Genomic DNA, 14,808 nt, shown 5'->3' with positions numbered 1-14,808 from the left:
AGCAAAAACCGTCATGATGTCCCCAATATAGCTTTTACAGATGGATGTATTAATTCATTGGGTACTCGGTTTCGCTCAATATATTCATTAATCTCTGCCTGATGATCGAGATAAAAACTCAAAGCATCAAACACTTGTGCCAGGGTCAAATGTGGCAAATGGTTCAGGATTTCTTCTGGCATAATCCCCAACCGCCACAAACCGACAATGGCACGAACAGATGTGCGAGTACCTATAATAATTGGCTCTCCACTCAAAATTTCCGGGTTACGGGTAACGTAGCGCGAGGAGGTTTCAGCAAACATATAACGAATCACTCAGCATAACTGGCGTTGCCTCTAGTTTACCAATAGTTTTGGTCAGCAGCAGGCTGGTTTGCCAGACTAGAAAATCGCTTGAATGAGGGATGCGATGTCTACAACGGGCTATGCCTACGCAAAAGAGTTTCTCGCCAAATATTTAGGTGGTAGATTTGAACCTTTGGCAGATATTCCAGGTCATTCAGGAATAGTAAAATAAAGTATCAAAAGGGTGGTTAGTGTAATTCACCGACCACCTTAATATTTTCAATCTAGTAAACGTATATACCAAGAGGTCAGTGTGCCAAAACACAAAAATATTACACCCTGTTTTTTGGCTTATTCATACTCAACTTTCGCTTGAAGTGCTATATCAAAAGCTTCTAAGTGTGAAAAATCTTCAGCCCCCCATAGTTCACCGTTATTAATACCCTCTGGCTGTAATACGTTACAAATAGGCGGATTTAAAAAGATAGGTTTTTTTAGGGCAATACCCCAGACATCAGATCCTTCATAACCACAACTATTTTTGTAGTCAAGAAGACTTTCTCCTAACAAGTGCAAATCTTTATCGGCAGCAAAGCTTTTTTCATCATATTTAAAAATTTTTTCAACAGCCATCCATCCTACAATTGCGTAAGAAGGAAATGTTTGATCGTTAAATTCATAAGAGGCTATATATTTTTTACCTTCTTCTGAATTATAAAAGTCTAATGTGTGAATTAATAATGTACTATCTTTGTAGTTTAACTCATGATTAATTGGATCAAATATTACTAATGTTGTGTACTCACCCATCAGCAATTCTAGAGCTTCTTCAATGGAAAGAGAAACAGCTAAATGTCTGTAAAAACCTCGTTGGTGATAAGCAGAATATTCATTAGGATTGACACGAGTAACTTGAGTATAAAAATCTTTTATATACTGTGAAAAATTTAGCTTTGAATTTTTCGGTTTATAGTTTTCTGTTATCTCTTTTAACGTATTTAGATAAGGACAGACTTCAGAAGAGTCTTTGATACGCATAAAACCAAAGCCAAAATTTCCACAAAATCTTTTGAATTCATTAAACTGTTTTGAATTCAATAATTGAGGCGGATCTATTAAATAACCAGTACCAAAAGCGTCATAAGAATGACTATTTTCGTAATCATTTGTAACTGTCTCTTCACAAATAAATTTAGACCAAATATAATATTGTTTTGGCTTGTTACCTATCCCTACTATCAAAAAAATTGTATCGCCTACAGTATTTAAAACGGCTCTTTTATTGGTTGATATACCAGGCAAAACTTCCTCATGATCATATTTTTCAATTAGGGATTCATCAAGAATCATTTCAACAGGTACGTAACCTAGAACATTGTAATTATGGTATTGAACCCAAAATTTAGGTTCAGAATCAATTTCCTTTTTCTTTCGGGCAGGTGTCCAAGTATTGCAGTTATATTCTGGGTCAATTGTATTTATCCAGAACCTTTCTCTTTCCAGCAGTTTATCTTCTGTACATTCTTCAATAACTTTAAAATCAAATAAACCTGTTTTTCCGGGTGTAGTCACTACCTCTTTTAGATCATATTTTAAAAAGGCATATCTAAGTGGATAACTTCCCATTTCTAAGACATTCGGCTTATCCAACGCTCTTGTGTGTTGTTTCCATCTCCTGTATATGTTTCGTGATTGTCCAATATAAGACTTACCATTAACAGTATTTGAAATCTGATAAATACCACAAACCATGTTTGTTCTCCTTTCTGAAAAGACTAAATTGCTGCCTCAGCTTCAGGCAGTCAAATTTTCCACCATCAGAGTTTAGTATTCCCATAATCTTTAGATATTTATCACCAACAGCAACCTCACAATCTAATCCCGTCAATCAGGCTATATCCACGCTGAGTTGGCTAGAGGTAGTATGGTAAGAATCACTGTGCAACAATGTTGTACGCGCTCGAAAATTTACAAGCCGCTACCAGGCAAAAAAACTGCGCGAGCGCACTGCTCAAATCGCTTCGCCTGTCTTTCTTTTAAATTTAAACTAAGAAATGGCATCACCCGCATGGCTTTCTCCAGCGTTGAGTACTTGTTCTGCGGTTAGCTGTAATTCTGGGAAAATAGTAGAAGCGATATCTACGAAGGGCTACGCCTACGCAAAAAACTTTCTCGCCAAATACTTAGGTGGGAGATTTGAACCTACTCTGATGCTCAGACTCTTCTTTTTGCAAGAGAAAATCGAGATAGTCTTGTAATTGCAACAGCCTCGCTCCAGATAGCTGGCGTAACTTGGCTAAAATTATTTCTTCTTGCTGCCACTGGGCAATGGGGATAATTTGAGATGCTGGTACTTCGATTGTCACATGGGGCAAATCAAACCCTTCCAAACTATACCCGTCCTCTTCCCCTTCAGGCATGGGGTAATGTTCCACAATTGTTGCAACATCCCCTCGCTTCAGGTTGTATTCTGGTAAGTCTCGCGCTAAGGCAACTTGTGAGAATAGGGGGTGCTGTACCTTCATGAGTTTACTCCTTGATCTGGTACTAAGGTGACAAACTTGGTTGTATCGTTTGCAACCATCCAAATAGTTAAGATATTGAGTTCAACGCCATTGTTCCCTCGCAGACACGCACGAATGATATACTTTTCACCATAACGAGTTGTTTCGATCGCCTCGGCAGGTTGCGTTAAAACTTGAGCGCGTAGATCCCGTTCCAGTTGTTGCCAGTTGTCTAATGTGTACCCAGCCCTAGCCAGAAATTTAGATTTATCGTCTTTTGGCAACGGCACAAGCAGATACTTGGTTAGCTTTTCTTCTGCGATTATTGCATCCTGCGGTAAAAAGGCCATCAGATCATGGCATGAATTTTGGGTAGGAATTATTGACTACATTTTACTCTGGGACGCTGGTCGTCTACCTGTTTGAGATATTGTTTTCTCCAGCGTTAAGTACTTGCTCTACAGTTAGCTGTAAATCTGGGAAAATAGTAGAAGCGATCGCACTATTTCCTGCAAATCTGGTTTCTTCATAAAACCCGTCAACTAATATCAGTACGGTAACTGCATTTGTTTGGGGGTCAACAATCCAATATTCAGCAATTCCCCTTGCGGCATACTCAGAACGTTTGTAGCGATAGTCCCGATCTTCGTTAGCTTTGCCAGGAGAAACGACTTCAACAACTAATGCTGGAGGTGGCATATCCAGCGTGATTGTGGATCGCGTTGCACCTTCTAAGGCTGTTGCAAGTTCATCCGTCAGCACAACTAAGTCAGGAATACGAGTTGTTACACGAGAACCAGCAACAACAATTTCAACTTTGTTACTCAACCGATTAACCGGGACGAACTTGAGGAAATTTACCAGCAAAAAGAGAGATATCTGGACATTTTTTGGGCTTTCGGGTGGGATTGCAACTAACTCACCTGCCAGCAGTTCATATTGGCTATCCGTGCGATCGTCATATTTCAAATATTCCTCAAGCGTTAGACGTTTGCCACCTTGTTGACCCCGTTCAACTGGTTTTCCCCCAACCCGCAGCACCGCTTGCTTCATCTGTTCTTCAGTCACTTCTGGAATGTCAGAAAGATCAATGTCCTCATCTTGCATTGCCTCAATCCTCTCCCAATCAGTTTGAGAGGTTTTGGAAGAAAATGATTTGCTCACGTTTAGTTCCCTCTCTCATCGAAATGACACGAATTTCATCCCCATGTATGGGCAATTACCACCACTCGCCCCCGCAATAATCCCAGTGTAATAAAGCGCTGTTCTCCATAAGCATAGCGTTCATCTTCAAACGTGAATGTTGCACCTTCAAAAACCTGAGAAGCATCTACGAAATCAAACCCGTATTTGCCCAAATTTGATTGCCGCTTATTTTCATCCCAAGTGAACTGCATCAGCTTACACCATGCTAAATTTGGAATTATTCAATCCAAAATTCGTCATTAGTAAAACACTAAGACAGCACCTACAACTCAGTAAACTTCATCATGAGTACCGATATCAATTAGCAAAATTTCCTCTTCACCAGATTCTAGATTTTGCACAAAGTTAAAGACAATGCGACAATCATAGTCCACTGAACACGCCCAAGCTCCAGACAGTTTGCCTTTAAGTTTATGAGTCTGCAACAATGGATTCAATGGATCGGCGGTTAGTAATGCTAACCGCTCTTCAATTCGCTCTTGTAATTCTGGCTGTCGTCGTACCAATCGCTTAAATGCTCGTTTAAACGATGATGCCAGAACTACAGTTCTCACTTGCGTAACTCATCCATTATTTGAGTAACTGTACCACGGAACACTTTACCCGCCTGGTATTCTACCTGTGCTTGAGCGATATTAGCAGCAATTGCAGAACGCCGCCGTTCTGCCAGTCGATGACGTATCAGATCAATTAGTGTTTCTTGTTCATCTACTGATAAGCTTTCGATGCTTTCTAGAACTTGATCTAACCTGGAAACTGAGGTCATTATTTATTCTTACCTTGCTTGCAGTACATAACTATTACGTATGCCTAAAATTGTTGCAAAAACCGCAAATCGCTAGCATATAAGCGACGAATATCATCGATTTGGTGTAACACCATTGCAAAGCGTTCTACACCAAAACCGGCCGCAAACCCTGTATAAACTTCTGGGTCATAACCCACAGACTTAAGTACATTTGGATCGACCATACCACAGCCCATCACCTCCAGCCAGCGCCCATTCCACTGCAAATCCACTTCAGCCGAGGGTTCGGTAAAGGGGAAATAGCTGGCGCGGAAGCGAATTGGTAAATCGCCAAATATTGCTTGTAAAAATACTTTAATTGTGCCTTTGAGGTCTGTAAAAGTTAGTCCCTCATCAATGGCTAAAAGTTCTATTTGATGGAAAACAGCTGAGTGAGTCGCGTCTACATTATCTCGCCGATAAACTCGCCCTGGAGCCACAACCCGAATCGGTGGTTCTTCTCTTTCCATGTAACGAATTTGCACTGATGAAGTATGAGTGCGGAGAAGATTACCGTCTGGTAGGTAGAAGGTATCCTGCATATCACGGGCGGGGTGGTCAGGCGGGGTATTGAGAGCCTCGAAATTATAGTAATCTGTTTCCATCTCTGGCCCTTGAGCCACGGTATAGCCCATACCAACAAAGATATCCAGCGCCCGGTCGATAATACCATTGAGGGGATGAATGCGACCTTGGGGGCTGTAAATTCCCGGCATAGTTACATCCAGAGTTTCCGCCTCTAGCAAAGCTTGAATTTGTGCAGATTCCAGGGCGGCGCGTTGCTGGTCTAGACTAGTTTGCAGGGATTCTTTGACTGTATTGGCGATCGCTCCAATTTTCGGTCGTTCCTCTGCGCTCATTTGCCCCATACTTCGCAACAGTGCCCCCAGTTCCCCTTTCTTACCCAGATAGTTAACTCTGAGTTCCTCCAGACGTTCTAGGGTGTCGGCCGCTGCGATCGCTTTCTCTCCTGACTGCCGCAGTGCTAAAAGTTGAGCTTCTAAATTGCTAGTCATTAGTTATTAGTCATTGGTCATTAGTCATTAGTTTATAGTCAAAAGCTGTGAACTGCTCGATTACGAATTAGTCCGATCACAATACACTCCACCAAAGCTATGATCAGCATGAATCTCAATCACTATATCAACCACTGTTGTATCTTTTACCAACGGCTTGATGAATAATTGTGGGTGAAGCGATCGCCAAAAATAATTGACAAATTGCTCTATCTCTGCATTGCTCATCCCCAACTTCCCCGCAGCAATCATCTGCTGTTCCGCCTGTTTGCGCCACTCCAAAGAACAACGGTAATCGGTTGGATAGAGCAAAATTAAGCTGTCTAATCGCTCCCACAGTGGTAAATAATCGTGGAGGCGAAGATTAATATCACGCGCAAATGCTCGATCCTCATCTGTGAAAATTGGCGGCGGTGCAGTATCAAATACATCTGGATTGATTGGCCGCACACCCACAAACCAACCTTCAAATAGTAGAATATCTACACCTGTAACCATTTCTGGAGTCGTGCGATCGCCAGCGCCTCTGTATGCAGATTTATCAAAGCGGGGAACCATAACAGGACTTTGCAACTGGCGGATTTGATCTAGTACATTTAAGCCTAAATCTACATCATGGGTTCCTGGTGGCCCGCGCCAAATCAAACGGGGATCTTGCTGTGTTAAAATCAAGCGATCGCTATAAGTTTTATATAAGTCATCCAAAGATAAACTCAGAGTCCGGTATCCCAACTGATCGAGAATCAAGCTGAGAACCTTGGACATTGTGGTTTTCCCAGTTCCTTGTCCTCCCAATATTCCCTGAATTAGAGGGCGTCCCAACTGTTGACGCCCTGATACTAGTTTTATCGCCAAAGGAAGCCACAAGTCCCACAATACCTGTAACATTTCCTGGGGTTGTACCTGGAGAGTAGTTTGGCAGAATTGGCTAAAAGCTGGCAAGACAGATTTGAGTAAATGCGATCGCCTTTCTATCACTTCATCGACATTTTTCGGCGTAATCCCAAAAGCTTTAGCCCTTAACCTATCTGCCAGCGCTGCTTCTCTTGCTTGGTGCTGCCAAGTTTCCCCCACCGCATCCATTGCCAAAATTTCACCCAGCCACAAATTCCTCATCTCCCTCATCTCCCTCATCTCCCTCATCCCTCTACGATCCCAGCTTAAAGGCTTCGAGAAACAGGCTATAGATGAAACCAACCTTGAGGAGATTTAGTGATTCTACCAAGAGCGATCGCTTGGCGAAAAAGCTCTGACTGTAAAATATCTTGCTGGTAATTTCCGTCAACAGTACTAAAAAACCAGCTGCCACAATATCTAATTCTGCCCGTTGACCAGCTGTAGTGGAAACTGCGTTTCCCAGAAAAAAACCGAACAAAAAACTAATTATCAGCAACGATAGTCGCCGCCAAGGATTTAAAAACCATTGCCCCAAGCGTGTAACAATGGCATCCAACAAGTTATTCAGACGAGTGTTTTGCATCAGATAGACTTCTGGGGAAAAGTCAAGATATCTTAAAATATATTAAAGAGGATATTGGTTTTAGCCTAAGCTTGTTTGTTAATATTATAGATATAGCAATCCGATTTGACTGGGGAAAAAATTTAAGTATTTGTAGGGGAGCCAGTGCGTTGCGGTGAGGCAGTCGCTCAGAGTGGGTTTCCACGCCACTTGCTTCACTTGGGGAAACCCCAAGTGAAGCAAGTGGCTCCCCATGAGGAACTGCCGTTCGCCCAAGCCGCGCACCGGAGGCATCACCCGAAGGGAGGTTCCCTCCGTTGCAGGAACTGGCGTTGTGTTATCGCGTAGCGTAACGCACCAAAATATTCGGGAAGTGCGTTAGAGTTTGCTAACGCACACTATGTGTATTTCAAAAATCAAATATTTTTTGATCCAAATGAATTGGCTGGCTCGGTATTTAATTTTCTTGTTTTTATCCAAGCCTACGGTCAAGCTCAGAAGCAATGGGTGTGTATACCCATTGTTAATCAAACATCAAGGAAATAATTTCCTCCATATATTTTCTTTTTCAAATGATACTTATAATACATTTGCGTCCCTAATTTTGGGAAAGTCTATATAAGGCTACTTTCGATGATTGCCTTTTGGGATAATAGGCTACTATTTGGTCAAGCCTAGACAAAATATTTATTTCTAATAACTATCAATATGAAATCTTCAGTATATCGTAACGTCGGTGTTACAGCTTGTTGCTTGGGACTGCTTGTTGCTATGCTGGGATGCTTTGGAGTGAGCGTATCCTTTGATTCCACAAACCCAGATACATCTTCACAACAGCCAACTGAAACCCAAGCATGGGACACAACTTCATCTACACCTGTTTCACCTGGAAAAGGTATTTCCGCGAGCCTATCTACTCCCGCAACTACCCCAACCAATCAAGTAGAAAGCAGTAAAGAGAATACTCATCCTGTCTTGGCAGATCGTGATAAATCAGCTAGGAAAGTCAAGGATCAAGGGACTTTGCGGGTGAGCAATCACACAAATCAGCCTGTGCGGTTGGCTCTACTGGCACGACAGTCGGTAGTAAAAGGCTCTGGTACTAAACAAACTAACTATGATGTACCAGCACATTGGGATTTTGCTCCTCAAGAGGGTAGTGATAAGGGACTGATTCTATCCCTACCTCAGAATAATTTAAAGCTGGAGAAGGGAGATATTTTAGTTGCCTTTGCAGAAGATGGTTCCCGTCGTTACTGGGGACCCTATGTTGTCGGCGAAACTCAATTACCTAAGTGGAATTCCCAAAACAGAGAATGGCAACTAGTGCTGACTCAATAAATAGTGGGGAGTGGGGAGTGGGGAGTGGGGATTAGGGGATAGCTAAGGTTTGGCGCAATTTTTGTAGAGTGGGCATTGTTTACCCTTCGCTCAAATTTTTATTATATCCCTACCCTATAGTTGGTAAGGTGTAGAGTACTGAGTAGAGGAAAATTGTTGAATTTCAAACTCTGAAGAACAAAAGATAGATAACCAACGACTATTGATTAGTGATTGTTGACTATTGACTAAATGATAATGAAATTGAGTGTTAAGCGCACTGTTGATCAGTGGTTCAACAAAATAGAAAAGAATCCATCCCTTAGTGTAACTCTGTCGATTTTGTGGTTAATGGTGATTGGCTGGGTGGCTTTTGGGTGGAATTTGGGCAACACTGGCTTGGTTGATGAGACAGAGCCACTATTTGCCGAAGCTTCCCGCCAGATGTTAGTCACAGGTGATTGGATAACCCCATTTTTCGATGGTGAGACTCGTTTCGATAAACCTGCTTTAATTTACTGGTGTCAGGCGATCGCCTATAAAATTATTGGGGTGAATGAGTGGGCAGTACGCCTTCCTTCCGCGATCGCAGCCTTAGGGTTAATTTGTTTAGCTTTTTACACCGTACACTGGTATTTGACTAAACAAGACGAATTAGAGCAAGTTTCCCGTCCAACTCGCCGCTACTTAATATCTTTTATAGCAGTAGCGCTCATGGCACTCAATGCCGAAACTATTATTTGGGCGAGAACCGGTGTCTCTGATATGCTGCTCACCGGATGTATGGCATCAGCTTTATTATGTTTCTTTCTAGGGTACGCAGGGAAAGAAGGGAGCAGGGGAGCAGAATTAATAACCAATGCCCCATTCCCAATGCCCCATGCCCTATTCCCTAATAAGTGGTATTTAGCTTTTTATGTGCTGATTGCTGGCGCAATTTTAACTAAAGGCCCAGTGGGAATTGTCTTGCCAGGGCTAATTGTTGCCGCCTTTTTGGTTTATGTGGGAAAGTTTCGAGAGGTATTGCGGGAAATGCGCCTGCTCGTAGGTATACTGATAATTATAGGTTTGTCAGTGCCTTGGTATGCTTTAGTAATTTGGCGCAATGGCTGGAATTACATTAACTCCTTTTTTGGTTATCACAACCTGGAACGCTTTACAGAAGTAGTTAATGGTCACTCAGCACCTTGGTATTTTTACTTTTTAGTGGTGTTGCTGGGTTTTGCCCCGTACTCAGTGTATTTACCAGCCTCTATAGTAAGACTAAAGTTTTGGCAGCGATCGCACTGGCGATCCCAAGAACGTTTTCAGCAATTTGGTTTATTCGCCTGGTTCTGGTTTGCTAGTATCTTTGGCTTTTTCACCATTGCTGTCACCAAACTTCCTAGTTACGTCTTGCCTTTAATGCCAGCAGCAGCAATTCTGGTAGCGCTGTTGTGGAGCGACCTGTTACCAAACACGGAGAATCAAAATCACACGGAGAGAGTATTTGATCAACTCCCTGCGTCTTCTTCCATCCCTCCCTTACTCCTATGGAGTGGTTGGTTGAATGTAGTGTTTTTATCATTTTTGGCAACAGCACTGTTTAACATAAGCCACATATTAGGTACTGATCCAGCTATAAGTAACTTCCACGAACTAATTCAAAAATCTGGTATACCAGTAATAGCAGGCGTAATTTGGCTGGTTTCTGCTGTTTTGGTTGGGGGTTTATTACTGAGTCGTCGATGGAACTACATTATCAGTATTAATTTACTAGGATTTGTGGCGTTTTTAATTTTTGTTTTAACGCCTGCTTCGTTTTTTATTGATCGAGAACGTCAATTACCCTTAAGGGAGTTGTCTGCCGTCATCCTAGAAGCAAAACAACCAGGTGAAGAATTGATCATGCTTGGCTTCAAAAAGCCTAGTGTAGTCTTTTACAGCCACATCCACGTAAATTATTTAGGATTTCCCCAAGAGGCTGTAGATCATATTAAAAACCAGGCTGCTAAGGGGCTACAACCTCCCTCGCTACTGCTGTTGGCTGAACAGAAAAAGTTTTTACAAATGGACTTACAGCCAGATGATTACAAGAGTTTATCGACCAAGAGTGCTTATAACTTGGTTCGAGTTCATTTTAAGAAAAAGAAAAATCAAAAAATAGACATATCATAATTGGGAATTGGGCATTGGGCATGGGGCATTGGGAATTGGGCATTGGGCATTGGGCATTGGGCATTGGGCATTGGTTATTTCTCCCTCATCTCCCTCATCCCCCTAATCCCCCTCATCCCCCTAATCCCCACTCCCCACTCCCCACTCCCCACTCCTATGAACATTTGTCATTGTAACCATTGACAGCTAAAGCTTGATTGATCTGATTTAACAGGTCTTCCATTGATATCGATCGCGGTAATATTTGAGTAGCAATCGCACTAACAACAGTTTCTATAGATTTCAAACCATTCTTTTTCTGCTTGTCAATTTCCTTATAAGCTACCCCAGGCTGGAAACTGGTTTCTGGGTGATTTAATCGCTGATTCAGTACCAAAATTGGTGGTAACTTTAAAGGGGAATCTCCCAATGTTTTTAGCGCTTTTAGCAGGTCTTTGGGGATCGCTGATTCTCCTAAACAAATTAACAGTAAGTCAACGCTTTGGTGGCGAATTTGTTGTAACACTTCTGCCCAACAGGGACTCATCGCCGCTTTAAAGCCTGCTGTTTGTAGGTACTGAATTAAAGCTTGAAACCACTCAGACCCCCGTTGAGGAGTTTCACTACTAATTGAGCAATTTGTTTCAGTCTGATAATCCTTAACTTGCTTGCGTCTTACCTGTGGAAAATCACGCAGCTTTGTTAAATCCACTACCAAGATGTTGGCAGGGCAGCAAATACCAGAAGCAATTTGCAGTACTGATAGTAAGGCATCTGTTTTCTCGGTGCGATTGCTGTTGTCTTTAGCAAATGGTGTTAAATAAGGAAATACAGATAGCCCTGGTATTTTAGAAGCTATTAGGGTGGTTGCAACATCGCAAGTAACCAGTGGTATAGCCGCCAAACGTGGATGCCCAATTAGTTGTTGCAGATAAATTTGGGCAGTGGTACTTTCGACATCTAGCAAAATTACATCAAACTGCCATACCCGCGCCAAAAGTTCTGCCTGATCTAGGTCATCTACCTCAATCACTCGGTGTTCTCGAAGTGAGAGGTGGGGATTGACCGATTCTAACTGGGGATTTACTAACCGGAGAATTCGCAGTGGGGTCTTAGTTGGGATAATTGCGCTCTTGTCTAACCCAAGCTGCGGAACTGCTTGTGCACATAATTTTTCTAAAACTGGTGCTAAGACCTGATGCTCTACTGGCAAACTTAAGAAACCATCGGCTCGGTTAGCAAATGCTTGCTCCTTTTCGGCTCCCGTCGCTGTCACAATTACAGATATATGACGGGTTGCGGTGTCAGATTTAAGTAAAGTCAGCACATCCCAGCCTGATAGCAGGGGTAGCAACGGATTCAAAAATATCGCTATTGGTTGCAAGCGCCGAGCTTTTTCGACTGCTTCTGTCCCCGATCGCGCAATCACTACCCGATATCCTAAACCTTTGAGTTGTTCGGTCAAGTCTTCAATATATCGGGCTACTGCCTCGACTACCAAGACCAACCGTTGCGAACTAGCGGGATAATGCTGTGTGGGGTTAATAAGATGTTGACGAGCGACTGCGGGCTTTTGCCGTGTTTCTTCCTCTTCTGTGATTCCCATATCTGGTTCAGAAAAGACTGTTTTCGGGGGACTGGGCGGCAGAAGTAGGGTAAACTGGCTACCTTTTCCTTCACGAGATAAGAAACTGACATCTCCTCCGTGGAGACGAGCCAAGGCGCGAGTTAATACTAGCCCCAAACCAGTGCCTTCAAATTGGCGGGTGAGGGGATTTTCCAGTTGTTGAAATTTTTGAAAGATTAAATGTTGCTGGTGTTCAGGAATGCCAATGCCTGTATCCCAAACCGTAAAGGCAATCCATCCTTCCCAACGATTTACCCGTAGCCCAATTTCGCCAGATATTTCGGTGAATTTAAAGGCGTTGGAAAGTAGGTGTACTAGCATCTGGCGTAAGCGCAATTCATCTGCCACCATCTGATCTAAGCCTAGTTCAATGGAGAGGCAGAATTGGGGAGCAGATAAACGGGCATTTTGAGTTGGGGAAGCTGGTGTAGTTTTGGTAGTTTGAGTGTGGATAGCTTTGGCCTCCGATAGGGCGCGATCGCACACAGCCCGAATTTTCACCGGAGTCAGCGTCAAATCCATTTGTCCCGTTTCCATGCGGGTCAAATCTAAAATGTCATTAACCACACTCATCAGGTGGCGTCCGCTTTGATGAATCAGTCCTGCATAACGGGCTTGACGCTCATTGAGTTCTCCCAATTGCTGATCCACGAGCAAGCGCGATAATCCTAAAACGGCAGTTAGGGGAGTTTTGAGTTCATGACTAATACAAGCTAAAAATTCATCTTTCAACCGATTTAGTTGAATTAAATCGGCATTTTTTGCTGCCAATTCTTTGCAAAGCTGTTGCTGCTCAGTCACATCAGTAGCTAAAACTAACCACAAATCATTGCTGAGTGCAACCTCTTCTTCAGCGCTCATGACTTTAAACTCAGGACTATCTAAGGGAATTTTGGCAAACTGCCAAATTTGCTCCTGACCATTTTGCACTTCGACAACGCAGGTACAAGTACCCACCTGACTATCCAAATAGCACCGACTGTATACAGCCTCTGGTGATGCTTCTTGCTGAGTTGGTTCCTCTTCACCACCATCCTCATTCTCCCGACCATTGGGATGAACCTTGATTGCTCGTTGGGTGACATATTCTGGTTTTTCGGAGGGTTTAGGGATCAGTATTGCCTCCACCTGTTGCCTAACTCCTTCTGGATCTTTCAAGGCTCCTAATTGCTGCCACCAGGCGGGATTTCGTGCTATCACTTTGCCAGTACCCGTTTGCAACATCAAAGGCCAAGGCAGTCTTTCCAGCAAGTGTACCAGTGGCTGGTGTCCCAATGATTTGGGTTGATTTGGCGTCTGCACACCAGCATCATACTCATGGCGATGCTCACCTGAGCTTTCTAACCCAGCCATGCGTTCCTTAGCTAGCGATCGCAGCAGACGTGAACTATCCAGCAGCCCCAAATATCGACCATCAGAGTCAATCAGCGCCCAATCTAAGTTCTGATGTTTTTCGGCTTGGGGATAACCCCAGCGCAAGCTTAATTGCTCTACACGCTCAGAAGCTGATATTGTCTGTATTGGCTCAATTAGACCTTGACCCCAGGTAGAGAGTGATTGGTGTAAATTTAGATTTTTATTGTCACTATGTGCTAATAATTTTGGGATTAAACGGGCAGAATACAGCAATCCGATGGGGCATTGCTGTTGATTCACTACTACCAAGCGATCGCACTGCTCTTGCTCAAAAATCTCCAACACCACTGCCAGAGAACTTGTTTGGAGGCAGCTAGGTACGGTTGCCTGAAAGTTATAAAGCGGGTAATCTAGCATTAACATAGGGCTTTGGGGGTCATTCTTCCTGTGGAAACCTCCGGCATTTCCATCTGCCAGTTGATGGTTTTTTCGCCTGAAGCCATATCCTCTAAGAAGACTCATATAAGCAACTCTGGTTATTTCAACGCCATTAAAACAACGGGATTTTCCCTCACGGACACTTGCTTGCGTCCGAGTGCATTTTTCCAAAAGGCGACGTTTCTCATTTCTAGCAACTTAGCCTCCCCAGTCTCTTACTGGTATTTAAACTCCTCATCGATAGCGACGGCTAAAACAATTATGACCCCAAAGATTCGCTTTAGAACCTTGAGGAATTATAATGATTTAGAACGCGACAAACCTTTAAGTTCGTTTAAGTATCTTATCAAGGAGCAAAATCAAAAAGTCTATCTATTTGTATAAGATATGCAAATATTGAAGAATAATGCAGAATTCAGAATTCACCAATCTTTCAGTCGGGGATTGGGATTCGCACTTCGGCAAAGCTCTGTTACCACCACTCTCTTGTTGACCACCAAATCTACGATTTGGTGGGGGTCTAAAAAGAGGTTATTCATCTGCTTTTTCGGTCAAAATACCCAACTGAATTCTGACGACTGGCGCCAATATTGCTGTTCGATAAAGTAGCTAATGTGTCTTGCTATGCCGACAGATACCTCATCATCAAAGACCTACTAAGTCCGATCACTC

Annotated in this window: 14 protein-coding genes; 2 read left to right on the top strand and 12 right to left on the bottom strand. The window is 42.9% G+C overall.

Annotated elements, in window-relative coordinates:
* Positions 1–11 precede the first annotated feature (11 nt).
* The 11 genes from V7L05_RS04595 to V7L05_RS04545 all read right to left on the bottom strand — a co-directional run bounded on the left by V7L05_RS04595 (position 12) and on the right by V7L05_RS04545 (position 7,280).
* Complete coding sequence (locus V7L05_RS04595; RefSeq protein WP_334702685.1) at positions 12–305, bottom strand: DUF433 domain-containing protein; 294 nt, start codon at positions 303–305, stop codon at positions 12–14.
* A gap of 333 nt (positions 306–638) precedes the next feature.
* On the bottom strand, positions 639–2,039 hold the full coding sequence (locus tag V7L05_RS04590) for a GIY-YIG nuclease family protein (protein WP_335162207.1): 1,401 nt from the start codon (positions 2,037–2,039) through the stop codon (positions 639–641).
* A gap of 431 nt (positions 2,040–2,470) precedes the next feature.
* Entirely contained in the window at positions 2,471–2,812 is a 342-nt protein-coding gene (locus V7L05_RS04585) for a DUF4926 domain-containing protein (protein WP_335162205.1), read from the bottom strand.
* Entirely contained in the window at positions 2,809–3,141 is a 333-nt protein-coding gene (locus tag V7L05_RS04580) for a DUF6883 domain-containing protein (RefSeq protein ID WP_335162203.1), read from the bottom strand. The genes V7L05_RS04585 and V7L05_RS04580 overlap by 4 nt, the downstream gene beginning before the upstream one ends.
* 64 nt (positions 3,142–3,205) lie before the next feature.
* Complete coding sequence (locus V7L05_RS04575) at positions 3,206–3,844, bottom strand: Uma2 family endonuclease (RefSeq protein ID WP_335162300.1); 639 nt, start codon at positions 3,842–3,844, stop codon at positions 3,206–3,208.
* A 146-nt stretch (positions 3,845–3,990) separates the two neighbouring features.
* Positions 3,991–4,188, bottom strand: coding sequence for a BrnT family toxin (locus V7L05_RS04570; RefSeq protein ID WP_335162201.1), 198 nt, complete (start codon positions 4,186–4,188; stop codon positions 3,991–3,993).
* Between the two features lie 78 nt (positions 4,189–4,266).
* Entirely contained in the window at positions 4,267–4,551 is a 285-nt protein-coding gene (locus tag V7L05_RS04565) for a type II toxin-antitoxin system RelE/ParE family toxin (RefSeq protein WP_335162199.1), read from the bottom strand.
* On the bottom strand, positions 4,548–4,763 hold the full coding sequence (locus V7L05_RS04560) for a hypothetical protein (protein ID WP_335162197.1): 216 nt from the start codon (positions 4,761–4,763) through the stop codon (positions 4,548–4,550). The genes V7L05_RS04565 and V7L05_RS04560 overlap by 4 nt, the downstream gene beginning before the upstream one ends.
* A gap of 44 nt (positions 4,764–4,807) precedes the next feature.
* Entirely contained in the window at positions 4,808–5,800 is a 993-nt protein-coding gene (gene pheS / locus V7L05_RS04555) for a phenylalanine--tRNA ligase subunit alpha (protein WP_335162195.1), read from the bottom strand.
* Positions 5,801–5,860: 60 nt separating this feature from the next.
* On the bottom strand, positions 5,861–6,916 hold the full coding sequence (locus V7L05_RS04550; protein ID WP_335162193.1) for a glycerate kinase: 1,056 nt from the start codon (positions 6,914–6,916) through the stop codon (positions 5,861–5,863).
* 31 nt (positions 6,917–6,947) lie between these two features.
* Positions 6,948–7,280 carry a DUF565 domain-containing protein gene (locus V7L05_RS04545; RefSeq protein ID WP_335162191.1) on the bottom strand — a complete coding sequence of 111 codons (333 nt, stop codon included), beginning with the start codon at positions 7,278–7,280 and terminating at the stop codon, positions 6,948–6,950.
* 687 nt (positions 7,281–7,967) lie between these two features.
* Here V7L05_RS04545 and V7L05_RS04540 point away from each other — a divergent pair.
* Both V7L05_RS04540 and V7L05_RS04535 read left to right on the top strand, forming a co-directional pair.
* Positions 7,968–8,600 (top strand): hypothetical protein, encoded by a 633-nt coding sequence (locus V7L05_RS04540; RefSeq protein WP_335162189.1) that lies wholly within the window; start codon positions 7,968–7,970, stop codon positions 8,598–8,600.
* A 231-nt stretch (positions 8,601–8,831) separates the two neighbouring features.
* Positions 8,832–10,736 carry an ArnT family glycosyltransferase gene (locus V7L05_RS04535; protein WP_335162187.1) on the top strand — a complete coding sequence of 635 codons (1,905 nt, stop codon included), beginning with the start codon at positions 8,832–8,834 and terminating at the stop codon, positions 10,734–10,736.
* A gap of 154 nt (positions 10,737–10,890) precedes the next feature.
* Here V7L05_RS04535 and V7L05_RS04530 read toward each other — a convergent pair whose 3' ends face one another.
* The gene (locus tag V7L05_RS04530) at positions 10,891–14,121 is read right to left on the bottom strand and encodes an ATP-binding protein (protein ID WP_335162298.1); all 3,231 of its coding nucleotides are present in this window, start codon (positions 14,119–14,121) and stop codon (positions 10,891–10,893) included.
* Positions 14,122–14,808 lie beyond the last annotated feature (687 nt).

It is taken from the genome of Nostoc sp., assembly GCF_036917755.1.
In the GTDB taxonomy this organism is placed as follows: domain Bacteria; phylum Cyanobacteriota; class Cyanobacteriia; order Cyanobacteriales; family Nostocaceae; genus Nostoc.
This window is presented reverse-complemented; position numbering and strand designations above follow the sequence as displayed.